Genomic DNA, 18,728 nt, shown 5'->3' on the forward strand with positions numbered 1-18,728 from the left:
TAACAGTTTATATATAAACACCAATTTAACATTTACATTTCCGAGGAGGTTTTTCACGTGAGTTATATTCCAATGGTCGTTGAACAGAGCAACCGCGGTGAGCGCGCCTATGACATCTATTCCAGATTGCTGAAGGATCGTATCATCTTCCTTGGCAGTGATGTAAATGACGTTGTGGCGAATGCCATCATGGCACAGATGTTGTTCCTAGCTGCGGAAGATCCGGAGAAAGACATTCACTTATACATCAATAGCCCAGGCGGATCCATTACAGCCGGTATGGCGATTTACGATACAATGCAATTCATCAAACCGGATGTATCTACCATCTGTGTAGGTATGGCGGCTTCCATGGGTGCATTCCTGTTGAACGCAGGCGCCAAAGGTAAACGTTTTGCATTGCCTAACAGCGAAATTATGATTCACCAACCACTTGGTGGTGCGCAAGGTCAAGCTTCGGACATCGAAATTCGTGCCCGTCGCATCCTGAAAATGCGTGATACCTTGAACCGCATCATCGCTGAGCGCTCAGGCCAACCGCTGGAGCGTATCGAGAAAGATACAGATCGTGACTACTTTATGAGTGCTGCTGAAGCTGCTGATTACGGTATCATCGATAAAGTTATCGAAAACGTAGGTTCCCAAGGCATCTAAGCCGAGGCGAATCGCCAATTAAACGGATATACCATATGGCCAACTCAAATGGCATTGCCCAGTTGAGTTGGCCATATGAAAAAAGGACGCTCTCGTCAATATGACGAGGGCGTCCTTTTTTTGAAAATAACATATGAGTGCATAATAAATATTTAATGGATTCACTTAACTTCCATAGCGTTACGCTAGCAATAAAATCAATACTAATACTAAACGTGCACCTAATGAACTGAGCACACGCTATTAGCCAACATTTCAACGAAATGAAATTCTAATACTTTACTTGTTTGCTGTTAAGCCACTAAATGGCGCTGTGCCTTTAGGCAATAACTCTTTATACGTGAACGGGAATTCCGGGAAGCCTTCCGCATAAGCTGTGTACTCATACAACTGGAAGAATACAACTACACCTGTTGGTGTTACATAGAAATCTTGATCTTTATTCAGGCCTTTATAGCCTTCAAGGTAGCCACCACGAGCTTTAAGCTGATCTCCAACTTTTTTGCTTACTGTCTCACGTACGGTTTTGTTATTTTGAATCACATCATCCAGACTCAATTCCTTACCGGAATCCAGAGCAAAGGTGTGACCTGTACGGAAAGTCATACCATGTGCGCCCGCATAGTCCTGATAACTTTGCGTAATGAGCCCCAGTACACCATTTTCGTTGTACGTCACCACATAAGAGCTCTCAAATGCATATGGACGGTTCGCTGCTGCGTCGCCAAATTCCTTGGTTTGTTTTTTGAAATCTGCTACAAAAGCATCGACTTCATCTTTCAGCACCTTGTTGATAGCTGCTTCTGCTTTATCGTTAGCCAGTCCGCTCACCTGAGGATATTGAATATCCACTTCAGCGTTCTTGATGCTGACTTTTACTGTTGCCGCTTTGACTGTCACGCTATTTTGCTTCACTTTGCTCAGCGTTAGTGTCTTGGCTTTGCCATCCCAGTTGCCCTGAACACCCAAATAATCTCTCATTGCAGAAAACGGAATATACAATCGTCCATTGATCAGCTTCGCTTCCACCTGTGGATAGTAGTTGTTAATTCTAACACTCGGTGACCCATCGATCAGGCTGATTGTCATCGTATTATTAGCTGCAGTTAAAGAGTACTCCTTAGCCTTTGCATCATATTTTAAGCTTCCACCTGCAACATCTTTCACTGCGGTAAGCGATACCCAAGTAGAGCCACCTTGAAGGAGTCCTTTTTGAGTAAGCGTTTTACCTCCCGATTTCAGAGTTACCTCAGTAGGTGTTGTCACTTTCGTGGATACTGAAGCTGCCTGTACAGAACTATCCTGCCATACAGCCCCGCTCCCCACAATAATTCCTGCCGCCAGTAGTGCACTTGTCCATTTTTTCCATGATGTCATATATATAACTCCTCTCTCGAATTCAAATTTGAGTGTCATTGCGTATGTATCCTGATTTTGATCGTATGCCTCATACGCTCACCTCTTTATTATAATTAACCCAATTCCGGAAAGGTTTACAGCTCCAGTTACAATGTTGTTCGATCCAGATGCCTATAATGAAGGTTTTGTTACGAACAAATAGACAATAAAGATACCAATAACCAGCAATTTATTCCGTCATATTTCATCTCTTCCTTTCAAACTTCATCAAATTCCGCCTTTATAACAAAAAAGACGCTGTCCATCGGACTACGTCTTTGTCATTATTGCCTTTTGCCCACTCAAGCATATCTTTAACGGACATCCAGCCTTTATTTACTTCACTTATTTCATTTCATAAGTAATATTCAGCGTTGTGCTTACTTTAACCTGTCCTGTTTCAATTTCTGTGCTACCAGCAGAATCAGCTACTGATTTGGACATCAGTGACTCACTTGCATAGAACACAGGTACGTTAGCGTCACCTTGGCTCACGGAAAGAACAGCCCCCAGTTGGCGTTTAACCGCTTTTGCAATAGCTCCAGCTTTTACATCGGCATTGGCAACAGCTTTCTCAATGACTTGAGCTTCAAAGTTCTCCGGTTTTTCTACCGTAAAACGCACATTCTCAATATTGTTGGCACCAGCTTGGGATGCAGCATCCAGAAGTTCACCAATCTTGTCCATCTCACGGTAAGTTACGGTCAATGTGTGATGAGCTGTGTACCCTTTGATCTTCTGTCCATCTTTTTCACTATATGTGTAGTTAGGCTGTACGTAGAACTGGCTGGTTTGAATATCGTCCGCACTGATTTTCCACGTACTTTTCAGCAGATTGCTAACCTTTTGAATTTTCGCCGCATTCGCTTTTTGAGCAGAGGCTGCGGTATCTGCCGTACTGTTCACTCCAATGGAAAGATAAGCAATGTCAGGTTTCACCTGAATCTCACCTGTACCCACAACGTTAATCACGTTTTGCTGTACGCCCTGTACCTCAGCAGCATACGCATAATTACTAGGTGCAACCCACGCAGTACCTCCAACAAGCAATGTACCTGCAACCATCACCGCGCCCAGCGGTTTCATCCACAATTTACCCATTACGTTAGCCTCCTTAAGTTTTAACATCTCAAACTCAAATCGATTTGATACCTAACAGACGGGCTCAATTCCATAATGTTGCACTTGACAGTCTTAAAACGCAAAAAAGCCCCTTTCGGGACTTCTTCATTGGGTTCAAATCATATCTTATTGGTTCTCAAGCTCTTCCTTGCTTACCAGACTAACTAAAGCGTTTACAGCCTGTTCGGCGTCCGCGCCTTCTGCACTAATCTGGATTTCCGTACCAGTACTGATTGCAAGGCTCATGATCCCCATGATACTTTTTGCATTTACTTTTTTGTCGTCCTTCTCGACGAACACTTCAGATGAGTACTTATTCGCTTCTTGAACGAACAGTGCCGCAGGTCTGGCATGGAGACCCGTTTTCAAACGGACAACTACCGGGTGCTTTGTCATGGAAACTTACCCCCTATTATGAAATCTGGACATTAAATACACAATTATATTTATAACATTATACCATTAACCAGAGCAGGACACTAGAAGAAAAAACTCAGGGTGATTGGGATGTCATTATTATGACCCATTTTAGCCTTTTTACATCGCCTCATTACACCTGAGCAGCTCTTCAAGATCCTTATAGACTGACTTTAAACTGACCTTTGGCGAAAACCAAATCAGCACCGCAGACTACCTTACCCTTAATTTAACATTAACGCTCGGTACGAACCTTCTCTGCCAGCTCATCAATCTTGCGCAGCCGGTGATTCACTCCGGACTTGCTGACTGTACCCTTAAGCAGTTCGCCTACTTCCTTCAAGTTGATATCCGGATGGGCGAGTCTGACTTCAGCCACTTCACGAAGCTTTTCGGGTAACGACTCCAGACCAACTTCCTTTTGCAACAATCTGATGTTATCGATCTGTCTGACTGCTGCTCCAATCGTTTTGTTCAGGTTCGCCGTCTCACAATTGACGATTCGGTTGACGGAATTACGCATATCTCGCATGATACGCACATCCTCGAACTTGAAAAGGGCCTGATGTGCACCAATGATACTGAGCAGCTCAATGATTTTCTCGCCTTCCTTAATGTATAGGATGAATCCTTTTTTGCGTTCTATACACCGGGCATTGAGATGAAATTCATTCGCTAGGTCCACCAGGGCCTGACAGTGCTCCTCATACATGGACGCAATCTCCAAGTGGTAGGATGAACCTTCGGGATTGTTAACTGAGCCTCCTGCCATAAATGCTCCTCGAAGATAAGCACGTTTACAGCAGTTATTATTGAACAGCTCTCCACTGATCCCGGGAGTGAACAGAAATCCTTCGGAAACAATGTACAGATCTTTTAAAATCTCCTGTACCATGGTTGGAATCCGAACAATATATACATTGTTCTTTTTCAGCCGCATTTTTTTGCGGACAAGCAATTCCGTATGCACTTGAAAATGCTTTTTAAGCAGAGAGTATGCCCGTCTTGCAATGGCGGCATTCTCCGTCGAAATATCCAAGATGACTTTTTTATTCGATAACTGCACCGCACCAAGCATACGGATGAGGGCTGAAAGTTCCGCCTTTTCGCAGCACGGTTCGCTTTCGATCATCGTTAGTTCTTTTTTGGTCTGTGCTGCAAACGACATGGGACTTCACCTCTTCCGTAACATCCAATTTTGTACAAGTTGATAGATGTGATGGCTCAGCTTGTCGGCATCATGACGCAGATAAGTCCGGAATAGGACCAACGTATCCGCAACGACTTGATAGCCGGCACTCTTTAGCACATTCATATCCAGCACAACCGGTTTTGCTCCTTTTTCCGCATACTTATTCTGCACCTGCAGCGGAATATCACCATTATTTACAATGACATAGTCGAAAATTTGGTGTCCTACATGTTCATGTACCGCCTTGAGGTGGTCACTCACTGTGTAATTATCCGTCTCTCCCGGCTGTGTCATCACATTACAAATAAACATTTTCACTGCGTCAGCCTCAACGACAGCTTCAGCCAGCTTAGGAACAAGCAGATTGGGCAGAATGCTCGTGTAGAGACTACCTGGCCCAATCAGGATGGCGTCTGCCTGACGAATGGCTTCAACTGCCTCTGGCAACGGCTCCACGTGATCCGGTTCAAGGAAAACGCGTTTGATCCGTAAGCCAGCTTCAGGGATCTTGGACTCGCCCGTAACAATCGAGCCGTCCTCCATCTCTGCATGCAGTATAACGGCCTGCCCGGCTGCGGGCAATACCTCACCCCGAACGGCAAACACGCGGCTAAGTTCCCGCACAGCGGTCACGAAGTCGCCCGATATATCCGTCATTGCAGCCAAAATCAAGTTACCCAGGCTGTGGCCTGCAAGCCCCGCGCCTGTATTGAAGCGATAATTCAGCATATCCGACAACAACGGTTCTACATCTGCCAGCGCTGTGAGTACGTTACGAATGTCGCCCGGAGGCGGCATTTGCAACTCATTACGCAGGATGCCCGAACTTCCTCCGTCATCCGCCACCGTCACGATGGCCGTGATGTCCAGCGGCTTTTCCTTCAAACCGCGCAGCATCACGGATAATCCGGTTCCGCCGCCCATGACTACAATTCTCGGACGTTCTCTTCGTGGTCCGGCTTCTTTCATCCCTTCACCCTCTTCAATGACGGTCCCGGTCGGCGTCGCGATGGCTCACGGTGACAGCCTCAGTTTCGCTGCTTCCCAACATTTTGCCCAAATATTCCGATATTGCTACCGAACGATGCTTGCCTCCGGTACAGCCGATTCCAATAATAACCTGGCTTTTGCCTTCCTTCCGGTATTGCGGAATCAGAAAATGCAGCATATCCAGCAGCTTGGTCAGAAACGCCTGCGTTTCCGGCCATTTCATAACATATTCGTATACATCACTATTCTGTCCCGTATTCGGACGTAAATGTTCAATATAATGCGGATTTGGCAAAAAACGAACGTCAAACACCAGATCCGCATCGATCGGAATACCGTATTTGAACCCAAACGACGTAATATTTACCGACAGCATATGGCTTTCCAGATGAGAAAAGCGGGATATGATGCGCTCTTTCAGTTGAGCAGGCTTCATCGTACTGGTATTCAGTACCTGAGTGGCGGAATTTTTGAGCTCCTCCAGCATTTTACGCTCCAGCCGGATGCCGTCCAGCGGCATGCCCTCAGGAGCCAGTGGATGTCTGCGCCTGCTCTCCTTATAGCGCTGGACTAATACAGAGTCTGTCGCGTCCAGGAATAATATTTCACAATGAATGGTAAAATGATCTTTAATATAGTTCAGTGACTCGGACAAAGCCGTAAAGAACTCACGACCGCGAAGGTCGATAACCAGTGCGACCTTGCCAATTTTGCCGTTCGATTGTTCAATCAACTCCGCAAATTTCGGAATCAATACCGGCGGAAGATTATCCACACAGAAGAAACCAAGATCCTCCAGGCTTTGTACTGCAATTGTCTTGCCTGCTCCGGACATGCCCGTAATGATAATGAGCGTGGCGCCTGTGCCCGGTGAAACTTCACCTTCAAGCATAAATGTCCCCTCCTTATCATATTGCTGTCGGATTATACTGTTACGAGGTTACTAGGAACGCAAGAGAAGACCAGCCGCGCCAACAATACCTGCATTATTGCCAAGCGTTGCTTCAAGAATTTTAACCCCTTCTTGCAGCGGTTCAGGTGTCAGTTTCGCAAATACAGTGCGTACTTCATCAAACAAAATATTACCCGCTTTGGATACACCGCCACCGATAATGAACATCTCAGGGTTAATCACAGCTGCTACAGCCGCCATCGATTTGCCCAGATAGAACGCTGCACGATTGACGATACGAAGCGCAACTTCATCGCCCGCCTTGGCTGCATCAAACACTTCCTTGGCTGCAATCTTGTCGACGAGTGCCAGCGATGTATGGTCTCCACGCTCTACAGCGTCTTTGGCCATACGAATAATTCCGGTTGCTGAAGATACAGTTTCCACGCATCCCATTTTGCCGCATCCGCACTGAATCGCTTCCAGATCAGGAACAACGCTGACATGACCAAGCTCACCAGCCATACCGGAGAAACCTTGATAGATCTTGCCATTCAGGATCAGTCCGCCACCAACGCCTGTACCAAGCGTATAGCATACACAGTTGTCCACGCCCTTGCCGGCACCTGCCCAAGCTTCACCCAGTGCAGCCACGTTTGCATCGTTATCTATTTTGACTGGCTTGCCCAGACGTTCTTCCAAAATCGAACGAATGGCTACATTCCGAAATCCAATGTTAGGGGCAAGAACGATAATTCCCTCGCGTACATTGGTGAACCCAGCCACTCCCGCTCCCACACCTTCAAGCTGTTCCCAGCTGTATGGCGATTCGGCAACGATATGACGGACATACTTCTCGATGTTGGCAATGACCGTGTCAACGCCCTTATCCACTTCAGTCGGTCCTTCATACGTATGCATAAGCTGACCGTGTTCATCACATATACCGACCTTGATTGCTGTTCCGCCGAGATCGACCCCAACGTAGATTTTCTCAGACATGCTACAAGCCACCTTTATCTATCTATAATAGTTTAATCCTACGTACCAACTATAATTGAAGGATACGCCTGGGTCAAGACGATAAGACCTTTGCTGTGATTAGCTTCCCCGCTATTGTGAACAACATCACAGGCTATTTTTGAATACGTATACAACCTCAATTGTCTCTATTAAAAACGCAGGCTTTCAACCTTCCTCCATAGAGGAGGAAGCCTCAACTCATGATATTGCATATCCACTCGTTCCATGCGTAAAAGATGACAATTGTCATCTGAATTTTATGACAATCCTTACTAATCACGTCTCAGGCAGTTCGATAAGATGGAAATATCTTATAGAACAGAACAAGGACGTGATTTAGATGAGCTCACCCGTTATAAAGCTGGAACAGGTAAGCAAAAGGTACGGCAATAAAGAAGTAGTCAATAATATCTCCTTAGAGATCAGCCGTGGTTCGGTTGTTGCGATCCTTGGCCCTAATGGCGCAGGCAAAACAACAACCATGAAAATGATGCTCGGCCTGTCCACTGCTACATCAGGACTTGTGACTGTGCTGGGCCAGAAACCGAATCACAAACAAGTCCGACAGAAGATTGGTGTCATGCTGCAGGACGTGAGTGTAATGGATGGACTTACCGTTCGAGAGATTATACGCATGGTACGCAGCTATTATCCCGCACCGCTTCATGCAGACCATATCGAAGAACTGACGGGACTCCCTCCACCCGACTTGAACAAAAGAGCAGAGAAGCTGTCCGGCGGACAAAAGCGCAGCCTGAATTTTGCCCTCGCCATGGCAGGTAATCCCGAAATTCTATTCTTTGATGAACCTACAGTCGGACTGGATTCCGAAACAAGGAGACGTTTCTGGGAACGAGTCCGCCAGCTGGCACAGGAGGGTAAAACCGTAATCTTCACAACACACTACCTCCATGAAGCAGATGAAGTAGCGGATCGGATCATTCTCTTTAACCGAGGGAGCATTGTTGCAGACGGAACACCCGGGAATATCAAGGCCGGAATCACCATACGAAAGGTTTCCTTTTCAACTACGCATAGCATGTTCGCCAATGATTATGTGTCCAACACGGAGATGTCAACCGAAGACGATGTCCGTGCACAAATTGAAGAGTTGCCTGACGTGGACGAGATCGAATATCACAAACATCGTTGCATTCTACACACCAAAAATACGGATGCGCTGCTCCGTCACCTCATTGAACGTCGGATTCCCGTTAGTGACATCCGAATTGAAACCGGACAACTGGACGATGCCTATGCAAACCTGATGGAAACCGTGAAGGAGGAAATTTGATATGTTGATGCTTCTCGCCCAGTCCCGCGTTGAAATGCTCCGCATGTCCCGCAATGTCTACTTTATTTTCTGGTCTTTGATGATGCCCGTCGCCTTCTACTTTCTTTATACACGCATATTTACTACAGGAACAACGGATTCAGAACAATGGAATGCACACTACTTGATGTCTATGACCTGCTTCAGCATCATGGGATCCTCTATCATGACACTCGGTATCCGGCTTGTCCAAGAAAGAGCTCAGGGTTGGGTCGCCTACCTGCAGGTGACTCCGTTGCCCAACTCGATTTATTTTGGAGGCAAAATGGTGGGGCAAACGATAATGCACGTGTTTTCCATCATCGTCATCTTTACAGCTGGATTTCTGATTAATGGTGTATCACTTCCCCCTGCTCAATGGATCGGCTCCGCCCTTTGGATTCTGGCTGGATCTCTACCCTTTCTTGCACTCGGTACCTGTATAGGAACATTGCGGCGGGTTGACACCGCCAGTGGACTGAGCAACGCCCTCTATCTGTCATTAGCCTTGCTGGGCGGGATGTGGATGCCTCTTGACATCATGCCGAGCTGGCTTGGACAGATCGGAAACTGGCTTCCCTCCCATAGCTTTGGAAATGGAGCATGGATTATTATAGCGGGAGGTGTGCCTGCCCTGCGCGATATCCTACTTTTGGCAGCATATCTGGTGGCGTTTATGTTACTATCCACATATATCCGTAATAAACAAAGGGAGGCGTAATCTTCAAAAATGCTTCAGCAATTCGAGCTTTTCCCAAAGCGTTATGGCTTTTACCCGTATATATGGATGATCTATCTGGCTATGCCAATCTATTATTTGTGGAACGCACAGGGACATGAGTGGTACATCGGAGTAACCTCCTTCATCTTATTTATCCTGACTTATAGGCAGCTCTATATGACATCAGGAACCTCACTCTTTTCCTATTGGCTTAGCCTACAGATGCTTTGCGTTCTGGTGCTAAGCCTGGTGATCGATCCCAATATGTTTTTCCTCGGATTTTTCACAGCCAATTTTATCGGATGGTACACGGAGAAACATCAGTTTCGAATGTTTTTGGTGATATTCGCCATTGTGCAAACCATTCCAATTGCCTTAAAAATTCAATACCTTACCGCTTATCAACTCATGTTTTTTGCGCCATTTTACCTCATTATGCTTGCTTCACCCTTCGGGATCCGCTCCATGCTGGATCGCCAAAAGCTGGAAGCCCAGCTGGATGAAGCCCAGCAGCATATCAAGGAATTAATCAAACGTGAAGAGCGGATGCGAATTGCCAGGGATCTGCATGATACCATGGGACATACGCTCTCGCTGATTACACTGAAGAGTGAGCTGGTCACCAAACTCATTGTCAAAAATCCGGAACGTGCCATTCAGGAAGCACGGGAGATTGAGCGTACCTCCCGTGCGGCTTTGCGGGAAGTACGCCAGCTCGTCTCTGACATGCGGGCAATCAGCATTGTTGAAGCACTCGCCGATGCCAAAGAAATGTTGAAGAGTGCTGATATCGAATTGGAATTGGCAGGGGAACAGGGCCCATTTCATGAAATTCCCGATCTTACCCAGAACATGGCGAGCCTCTGCCTGCTTGAATCCGTAACAAATATTGTAAAACACAGCAAAGCCACCTGCAGTGTAATCAAGCTCGAACGAACGCATGATGGCTTAAGCATAAGGGTTAAAGATAATGGTAATGGCATTAATCCAGGTGAACATCAAGGCAATGGACTAAAAGGCATATCTGAACGACTGAACCTGATCGACGGCTCACTCCAGATTTCCTCGGACTCTGGAGGAACCGATCTTGTCTTTTCCTTTCCCCTGATCGCCACTGAACACCAAGGAGGAATTTGAGCATGATTCGCATTTTGATTGCTGAAGATCAACGCATGCTGAGAGGTGCACTTGCCTCACTGCTAGACCTGGAAGATGATTTGGAGGTTATTGGTGAAGCCGGAAATGGAGAGGAAGCTCTGAAGCAGATTGATTCCCTCCAACCGGATCTGTGTCTTATGGATATTGAAATGCCCGTGATGAGCGGCCTGGACGTAGCAGAACGTATACAACAACTCGATCTGCCCTGCCGTATTATCATTCTCACTACTTTTGCCCGTCCGGGATTTCTGGAGCGTGCCATTCAGGCCGGGGTACAGGGATATTTACTCAAGGACGAACCAAGTGATCGTTTGGCAGGAGCTATTCGACGGGTCATGAATGGTGGTCGAGAGGTTTCCCCAGAGCTCGTTTTTGGTGCAGCCAAAGAAATCAATCCGTTAACTGAACGGGAGAGAGAAGTGCTTAAGCTCGCAGCCACTGGCATGAATGCCAATCATATCGCCGCCTCGCTTCATCTCTCCTATGGAACCGTGCGCAACTACCTGTCTGAAGCCTTCAACAAGCTTGATGCCAAGAACCGCATCGAAGCCGTCAGCATTGCAGAGGAGAAAGGATGGTTGTAAAGACTAGTGCGCTCAGTTTATAAGCATCAACATTGTACTAACTACATACGCATCCATATATACTCCAGGAATATGGACAGAGAAAAAACGCCTTCCCGGAACGGGAGGCGTTTCTCTACTGTTATGGACATTACCTAAACCTGATACCTTCAGCAGCTATTCAGCTACTGGTCACAGCTTCGTTTCCACACGTACGGGCTCTTCCGTTTTTTCCATCTTGTTGACATCCAGAATATCGAGCAGGAAGACAAAGATCGGAATACCGATGATAAGTCCCCAGATCCCCAGGAAATGTTGAGATAGAATCAGTACGATAAACGTGTAGAACATCGGCAATTTGGTTTTGTGCGCCATCAGCTTCGGATTCAGGAAGTATGTCTCCAGCGCATGAATGATGATGATCATAATGACCACGATCACACTGAGCTGCAACCCACCCAGTTGATAGCCGATCAGACACAGCGGGACTAGTGAGATGATAACCCCCGCAACGGGTACCAGACTCAGCATGAACACCAGAATGGTCAAGGCGAACAAGTACGGGAAACCGAGTATCCATAATCCCAGAATCGTCAAAGCTGTATTAAAGACCGCAATCAACAATTGTGCCTCGATCACTTTACCAAAAGAAGATACAAATTTATCTCCGAGATAAGCCACTTCATTATAGAACCAGCCGATTTTGCTTGTTTTGAACTTGGAGGTAAACTTGGAAATCTCCCGCTTCTGCAACAAGAAGAACAGACTCAGGATGATGACCAGCAGTATGAACTCCAACCATTTGCTTAACGCAAAAATATACTTCAATGCGTCATTCGTATAGTTTTTGATATCGAATGATTGAAGATAACCTGCAATTTTGGAAGCAAAATTATCCCCGTCCGCGGTATCGAGAAACTTCATTATCTCATTCGTTAACTGAACGACCTGATCCACGATTCGTGGTGAATACCTGGAGATACCCAGAACAATGGCCGCAATAACGATAAGATAGAGCAGTATGACTACGACTTTATAGTTAACCGGAAACAACCGATTCAACTTCCCCGTGATAAAATGCTGCAACCTGTTCATGACATACGTCACCAGGAATAACAGCAAAATCATGTGCAGCATACTCCCCATGCTGAAAAGCACCAAACAAAACAACAGCAGAATTAAAAATCGCCGCACTGTTGCATTCTGTAACCAATCTTTTATCATTTCCCCCAAAGTCTTCACCTCACAGCTAATATGCCCATTATGTATACGATCTCATGCCCACTTTGGTTTCAAAAAAAGAGAAGCCTTCCGGCTTCTCACATCATGAGACTTCCCGTTGTCTCTTCTACTTAAATTATGCCAAACCATACCCTTTTCATGCTTACTTATCCAGTGTTTCGCTCCAGTCATGTACAATGCTGCCTTCAAGGAATTTCTCGCAGTCCATTGCTGCCATACATCCTGAACCTGCTGCTGTAATGGCCTGACGATACTTCGTATCCTGAACATCACCGCAGGCGAATACACCCGGAATGTTGGTTTCGGTTGTACCCGGTGTAACGACAACGTAGCCGTGTTCATCCAAAGTAATCTGGTTGCCCAGGAAACCCGTATTCGGTGTGTGTCCAATTGCAATGAATACGCCATCCGCTTCAAGCAACTCTTCCTGTCCGGTCTCGTTATTGCGAACCTTAAGCCCCTTAACGCCCAGAGCCTCAGGCACAACTTCGAGCGGTGTGCGGTTCAAAGCCCATTTCACCTTCTCGTTGCTGCGAGCCCGATCCTGCATAATTTTCGATGCACGTAATTCGTCCCGGCGGTGAACCAAGGTAACGTCCGTTGCGAAACGGGTCAGGAAGCTGGCTTCCTCCATAGCGGAGTCTCCACCGCCAACAACGACAATCTTTTTACCTCGGAAAAAGAATCCGTCACATGTGGCACATGTACTTACCCCACGTCCCACATTCTCCTGCTCTCCCGGAATACCTAGATAACGGGCCGAAGCGCCGGTAGAGATAATGATCGATTCGGCTTCTAGTTCACCGATGCCTCCAACTTTAACCTTGAAGGGCGGTTTGCTGAAATCCACTTCTTCCACCCAACCATTTTTGAACTCAGCTCCAAAACGCTCCGCTTGCTTGCGCATATTGTCCATCAGTTCCGGACCCATAATGCCTTGCGGAAAACCAGGGAAATTCTCAACTTCCGTTGTCGTCGTCAATTGACCACCCGGCTGAAGACCTTCGATAACCAGTGGGTTTAGATTAGCACGAGCCAGATATATCGCTGCTGTCAGACCCGCAGGTCCGGTTCCGATCACAATCGTTCTGTATTTAGACATATAGATACAGCCTCCTTAATAAGGTTGAAAGTGTTGAGTGGCGATTAACTTGCTATGATGATATCCTACAGGCATGTCGAGACCTATTCGTTAAGTTTACCCGTTTTCCAGGCCTATGTATCCTTCACGCAATGAAGTCTATCCCAAAGCGAGAATTTTCAAGGAACATTTACTGGACCGGTGGGTTGGAATTGCACACTTTGTTGATTTGCCGTGCATATTTGCTGACTGTGGCAGCTGATATGCCATACCGGTCGGCAATGCTTTGGTAGGTCACCGGACGACTATGGATTTTGGCCGCCAAATATTCCAATCCCGCAGCCAGACCTTCAATTTGCTTCGTGCCAGGCACCTCCGGGTGTACGCGAGATACATAATCGGTCCACAGCCGCTCCATTTCTTGCTGCAATTCGGCTTTGGCTTCAGACATCTGTAATGCACGATCCACGACCGCCTGCCAATGCGATGAAGGTTTCGTTTCCGCTTGTTCCGTCATCGACTCCTTTTTCGGAATGGTACGTTTGCTCAACGCAGTTAACGGTCGCAGAACAGGAGAATCATCCTGCTTAGCTCCTTCTGAATCAAGACCGTTTAATACGGAACGAGCGGCTTCCACCAGTTCCTGATCTTCACCAGGTTCCTGGATAAAGGATTGCAGTGCCTGCTGCACCTCATAATCACCAATCATGCCAAGAGCATGAATGACCTGAAGCTTGGTTGCTCGATCCCCATGCCTCAGCGCCCAGAAGAAAGAGGAACGGATCAAGGGATCATTTTTCATCTCTTCAGGTATGCCGTTGCCATAGTTCTCCCATTGTCTGAATTGCTCGTCAAATGGCAGATGATAGTGATAACTTAGTTTTTCCGGATCTTTTTCTCCCTGTCTCACAGCCTCAAGTCCTGACAAATAGTACCGGGATACTTCCGAACCCGGGTCCAGCTTGCCCACATGACGCCACAGACGTTCAGCGGAATCGTAACGTTCTGTATTATAAGCCGCGACTGCTGCATAATGTGCGAGAGCCGGGTCCGCAGCGGTCTCTTCATCCTTCAACAGGCGACGGAAATGTACATAAGCCGTATCATGTTGACCCAGGATACCCATCGTGGTAGCCAGTTTGTAGACCTGTTCGTGCTGGAAAGGCACAATGACACGCAATTTTTTGATCAGAAGCAGCACTTGCTCAGCTCGATTCTCGTTCTGGTGAAAGATCGCCAGATTACACAGTGCATGCAAATTACCAGGCTCCTGCTCCAGTACCTCGGCAATCGTCTCTTTTGCTTTGGGAAACAGCCCCATATAATAATAGGCAAGCGCCAAGTTGTTGCGAGCAGCCAAATAATCAGGAAAATCGGGTGACATGCCTTCCAGCAGCTCAGCCGCCTGTGCAAACTTCCCTTGTTCCAACAATTCCCGCGCCTGATCGTGCTCAACAACACCTTTACGTGATTTGATCCGGTTCAGTTTGGCTGGTCGATCCAGCTCGTAGTACAGAAGCTCCATCATCTCTTCGGCTTCTGTCATAAACTGACCCTGGGTATCCTCCTCCAAATACGTAACAAGCGCTTGCTCAGCTTCTTCAAACCGATCCATATTCGCATAATTGTTCGCCATGTAGAAATAACATTCCGTCATGGACGGATCTACCACGTCGAGCACATGCGCAAGAACGGCATTGGAAGCCTCGTAATCCCCCTTCTCTGATAATATACCCGCCATATTACAATGATTCACCGGATTTTCCGGTTCATATTCAACAGCTTTACGAAAATATTTTAATGCCTTGTCGACGTGATTACGGTCCAGCGAGCGGACAGCTCTCTCAAAAAAGAAAGAAGCATCCAAGTGAATCGGTATAACATTGGCAAGGTGTCCCTCAGCCCGCAGTAGCTTGCCCTTCATCTTCCAAGGCACCTCCTCTTTGCTTTCATTCATACTCTCCAGTATACCACATCTTAAGGCCCACTTCTCAATATGTAGTTTCATGTCGTTTATGCCAAAAATGCGCAAAAAAGATGACACCCTTCATCCCTTTCGAATGAAATGTCATCTTTTTGCTTCATGGACTCTTCCTTATAAAGAGATTCATCAGAATTACAGCTTCAACGCCATGGATGGCGAAAGAGAGATATGAACCGTCTTGTGGAAAGGGGTCATAAAGTTAACCAGCACAACCTTACACTTATCAGGCAGCTTCGCCTCACGCACGGTTGCCGCCAAATGCCCCACCTCGCCTCCGGTCAGCTCAATCCAGTCATCTCCACAGGAATAACGCAATGTGCCACTCTTCCACAGATAATGGCCTTCATCCGTCTCAAGCAATTCCCCATGGGCAAGCTCGCCCTCGCTTCCGAACACAAAAGACAGCTGCACCATGATCTGCTCCGGCTGCTCTCCCGCCAGTTTCAGTGTCCAGCCATTTTCGGTTTGTAATACTTCCGTCTGTACAAAGAACGTCTGCTCATGGGTGAGCGCTCGACTCTGATGGGGCAACAAATACCACGGGCTGATAGCTGTTCTCGCCGTCTCAGGCAGTTGGCTATCAGGGATCGGACCATAATAGCCCTTCTTCTGTTCGCCCGTTAGACGGTAACCTGCCGGCAATCGAGACATGTGCTGCATCGGCACATACCCTGGATTAAAGTAGGAGGCCAACTGAACGGCCAGCAGACGTACCTTACCATGACGAAGGGCAAAAAATGAAGGCACCTCCGTCATTACAGTCGCGCTTGTATTACCAGACCGAATACGTGCTACAGGTGCGCCGAAGTCCGTATGCATCCGGCTGTGCGAGATGCGTCCATGATGACCTGCCGATTCGACTCGCTGTAAATAGTCCTCCCGCACAAATCGCTCGTTCAGTATAATCTCGTAAATCTCAGGCAGCTGATCGCGTGCTTTACCTGCCTGCTGCTGAAGCTCAGGCTCCAGCAGCAGCCGGACGAGCGCATTGACCGAGCAGACGCCGGGATCTGTTAACATTTCTCCCGCCCAATCGGCCATGCCGGCAAAGATCGGATCACCGTCCAACCGAGCCAACATGGCATACGGCAAGTAATACGGTGATAGATCATGCACACTTCCCAGATCCTGGCGACCTGAGTAATCCGTAACAACCTCACCTGTTGGATGTACAAGATACACCATCATGCGAAGATTGAGTCTCACCGGGTCCAGCAATTCGGGACGGTTCAACAGACGTGCCGCATGAATCAACATGATGTCGCTAACCGCACTGTAAATTCCGTTGCTTCGTTCCGTCCACTCCCCATCAGGCGTAATATCCATACCTTCAGCCAGCCACTGCTCTGCACGCTGCACGGCTTCCTCCAGGTCAAACAATTGATGCAGGAAACCGAGCGCCGCGCATAGCACCCAGCGATGATTCGGCGTATGACAGCCTCCAGTTAACATGACCGGTATCGTACGCTCCAAAAACAGTCGGATGTTATGCAATACAGGTTTCAGAGGTTTCCAATCCTGCTGCGAAATCAGCTGATACAGTTGGGCATATCCCACGATTACAAATGCTGTGTCCGGCGGAGAATGGGAATTGGTCCAGCCAGGGGAGATGGAGCCGTCCTCATGCTGATTGCGGAGTACATATTCCGATGCCAACAACAGACGATTTAGCAGTTCATTATCCCGATAATAGATTGAATCCGGATTGACGAGCGCCGCTCCCCAATAACACATATCCGTAGGTGTTCCGGTCGTATGGTTGACCCAAGCGATCCCTGTAGAGGGATCGATCGTCCCTCCAAAATAGCGGCTCTCCGGATCAAGCACTTGCCGAGGTATCCCTTTTTGCACTGCTCTGTCATTGCTTTCCACCAGTTGTCTGTACATGTATTATCCCCTCCAAACGAATGCATTTGCCAATGTGCGAGATATCTGATGCTGTCCTTCCGGAACTAATCGGATGCGGGCAGATGCCTTCGTACACGGGAGTTTATCTTCCCGACAGTATATAACAGGTTGCGCCAGAATTCTCTAATCCATTTTCATAGACGCTATACAAAAATCCTGTGCCTGATTTAACATGTTGTATCAACCCTTGACCGCTCCAAGCATGGCACCGCTAACAAAATATTTTTGCAGCCATGGATAGACGAGCAGAATCGGTACGGTCGCAAAAATAACGGTGGCAGCCTTGAGACTTTCCGGGGTTAATGGAGCGCGGTTGGCACCTTCCATCTGTGTGAGCTCACTCACCATGTTGTTTTGCACCATTTGGAACAATTTGAGCTGAAGCGGATACAGCTTAGGATCATTAATGTACATCAGGGAATCCTGGAAGCCATTCCAGCGTCCAACAGCATAGAACAACGCTAAAGTTGCCATGACTGGCATCGACAGCGGTAATATGATTTTCAACAGTGTGTGCAGATGTGAACTGCCGTCAATTTCAGCGGACTCCTCCAGACTTTCCGGTATACCATTGAAAAAAGAGATCAGGATAATCAGGTTAAATGGACTGACCAGACCTGGCAGAATTAGCGCCCACGGCGAATTAAGCAAGTGCAGGTCGCGAATGAGCAAGTACTCGGGAATGATCCCCCCACTAAAGAACATCGTGATGATGATCACGTACATGAAGAGCTTGCGTCCCTTCATTTTTTTCTTGGTCAACGGGTATGCAGCTGCGATTGTGAACACCATGCACAACACCGTGGTCACGACCGTCAAGAGGGTTGTATATCCCAGGGAATACAGCATCGAATGATCCGAAAACACTTTGACATATGCATCCCAATTAAACTCTTTGGGGAAAATGGTCACTTCACCCGATGTAATGGCACGATTGGAGCTTAATGATATGGCAATCGTGTGCAGAAACGGAGCGAGACAGAACACGACGAACAAGCTAATAAACAGAATGATAACGGTATCAAAAATCCGGTTTGAGGTGCGTTCACTCATATGCGCACAACTCCTTTA

At 47.2% G+C, this 18,728-nt stretch carries 17 protein-coding genes; 5 read left to right on the top strand and 12 right to left on the bottom strand.

The window, feature by feature from the left end:
• The first annotated feature begins 57 nt into the window (after window positions 1-57).
• A complete protein-coding gene (gene clpP / locus ACFVQB_RS31340; RefSeq protein WP_072735760.1) occupies window positions 58-654 on the top strand; it encodes an ATP-dependent Clp endopeptidase proteolytic subunit ClpP in 597 nt (198 codons plus the stop codon).
• A 279-nt stretch (window positions 655-933) separates the two neighbouring features.
• Here the strand turns inward: clpP and ACFVQB_RS31345 are convergent, their stop codons facing one another.
• From ACFVQB_RS31345 to ACFVQB_RS31375, 7 genes are all read right to left on the bottom strand, one after another.
• Window positions 934-2,031 (bottom strand): stalk domain-containing protein, encoded by a 1,098-nt coding sequence (locus tag ACFVQB_RS31345; protein ID WP_379448709.1) that lies wholly within the window; start codon window positions 2,029-2,031, stop codon window positions 934-936.
• A 366-nt stretch (window positions 2,032-2,397) separates the two neighbouring features.
• The gene (locus ACFVQB_RS31350; RefSeq protein ID WP_379448711.1) at window positions 2,398-3,153 is read right to left on the bottom strand and encodes an SIMPL domain-containing protein; all 756 of its coding nucleotides are present in this window, start codon (window positions 3,151-3,153) and stop codon (window positions 2,398-2,400) included.
• A 147-nt stretch (window positions 3,154-3,300) separates the two neighbouring features.
• Complete coding sequence (locus tag ACFVQB_RS31355) at window positions 3,301-3,570, bottom strand: HPr family phosphocarrier protein (RefSeq protein WP_017691248.1); 270 nt, start codon at window positions 3,568-3,570, stop codon at window positions 3,301-3,303.
• 256 nt (window positions 3,571-3,826) lie between these two features.
• A complete protein-coding gene (gene whiA / locus ACFVQB_RS31360; protein WP_379448713.1) occupies window positions 3,827-4,759 on the bottom strand; it encodes a DNA-binding protein WhiA in 933 nt (310 codons plus the stop codon).
• A gap of 6 nt (window positions 4,760-4,765) precedes the next feature.
• Window positions 4,766-5,752, bottom strand: a complete 987-nt coding sequence (locus ACFVQB_RS31365; protein WP_053782950.1) for a gluconeogenesis factor YvcK family protein — start codon at window positions 5,750-5,752, stop codon at window positions 4,766-4,768.
• A 13-nt stretch (window positions 5,753-5,765) separates the two neighbouring features.
• Window positions 5,766-6,665: an RNase adapter RapZ gene (gene rapZ, locus ACFVQB_RS31370; protein ID WP_053782949.1), complete on the bottom strand. Its 900-nt coding sequence runs from the start codon at window positions 6,663-6,665 to the stop codon at window positions 5,766-5,768.
• Between the two features lie 51 nt (window positions 6,666-6,716).
• Complete coding sequence (locus tag ACFVQB_RS31375; RefSeq protein ID WP_063566497.1) at window positions 6,717-7,667, bottom strand: ROK family glucokinase; 951 nt, start codon at window positions 7,665-7,667, stop codon at window positions 6,717-6,719.
• 361 nt (window positions 7,668-8,028) lie between these two features.
• Between ACFVQB_RS31375 and ACFVQB_RS31380 the strand changes: the two genes are divergently transcribed.
• The 4 genes from ACFVQB_RS31380 to ACFVQB_RS31395 are packed head-to-tail and all read left to right on the top strand — an operon-like array spanning window position 8,029 to window position 11,463.
• Complete coding sequence (locus ACFVQB_RS31380; protein WP_379448715.1) at window positions 8,029-8,982, top strand: ABC transporter ATP-binding protein; 954 nt, start codon at window positions 8,029-8,031, stop codon at window positions 8,980-8,982.
• Between the two features lies 1 nt (window position 8,983).
• Window positions 8,984-9,721, top strand: coding sequence for an ABC transporter permease (locus ACFVQB_RS31385; protein ID WP_379448717.1), 738 nt, complete (start codon window positions 8,984-8,986; stop codon window positions 9,719-9,721).
• A 9-nt stretch (window positions 9,722-9,730) separates the two neighbouring features.
• A complete protein-coding gene (locus ACFVQB_RS31390; RefSeq protein ID WP_379448719.1) occupies window positions 9,731-10,858 on the top strand; it encodes a sensor histidine kinase in 1,128 nt (375 codons plus the stop codon).
• Window positions 10,859-10,860: 2 nt separating this feature from the next.
• A complete protein-coding gene (locus ACFVQB_RS31395) occupies window positions 10,861-11,463 on the top strand; it encodes a response regulator transcription factor (protein WP_379448722.1) in 603 nt (200 codons plus the stop codon).
• A 171-nt stretch (window positions 11,464-11,634) separates the two neighbouring features.
• Here ACFVQB_RS31395 and ACFVQB_RS31400 read toward each other — a convergent pair whose 3' ends face one another.
• From ACFVQB_RS31400 to ACFVQB_RS31420, 5 genes are all read right to left on the bottom strand, one after another.
• Window positions 11,635-12,666, bottom strand: coding sequence for an AI-2E family transporter (locus tag ACFVQB_RS31400; protein WP_379448795.1), 1,032 nt, complete (start codon window positions 12,664-12,666; stop codon window positions 11,635-11,637).
• A 160-nt stretch (window positions 12,667-12,826) separates the two neighbouring features.
• Window positions 12,827-13,786 carry a thioredoxin-disulfide reductase gene (gene trxB / locus ACFVQB_RS31405; RefSeq protein WP_379448724.1) on the bottom strand — a complete coding sequence of 320 codons (960 nt, stop codon included), beginning with the start codon at window positions 13,784-13,786 and terminating at the stop codon, window positions 12,827-12,829.
• Window positions 13,787-13,955: 169 nt separating this feature from the next.
• Window positions 13,956-15,689: a tetratricopeptide repeat protein gene (locus ACFVQB_RS31410; RefSeq protein WP_379448727.1), complete on the bottom strand. Its 1,734-nt coding sequence runs from the start codon at window positions 15,687-15,689 to the stop codon at window positions 13,956-13,958.
• A 192-nt stretch (window positions 15,690-15,881) separates the two neighbouring features.
• Window positions 15,882-17,636 carry a hypothetical protein gene (locus ACFVQB_RS31415; RefSeq protein ID WP_379448731.1) on the bottom strand — a complete coding sequence of 585 codons (1,755 nt, stop codon included), beginning with the start codon at window positions 17,634-17,636 and terminating at the stop codon, window positions 15,882-15,884.
• A 201-nt stretch (window positions 17,637-17,837) separates the two neighbouring features.
• On the bottom strand, window positions 17,838-18,710 hold the full coding sequence (locus tag ACFVQB_RS31420; protein WP_379448733.1) for a carbohydrate ABC transporter permease: 873 nt from the start codon (window positions 18,708-18,710) through the stop codon (window positions 17,838-17,840).
• Window positions 18,711-18,728 lie beyond the last annotated feature (18 nt).

It is taken from the genome of Paenibacillus sp. NPDC057886, assembly GCF_042796655.1.
In the GTDB taxonomy this organism is placed as follows: Bacteria; Bacillota; Bacilli; order Paenibacillales; family Paenibacillaceae; genus Paenibacillus.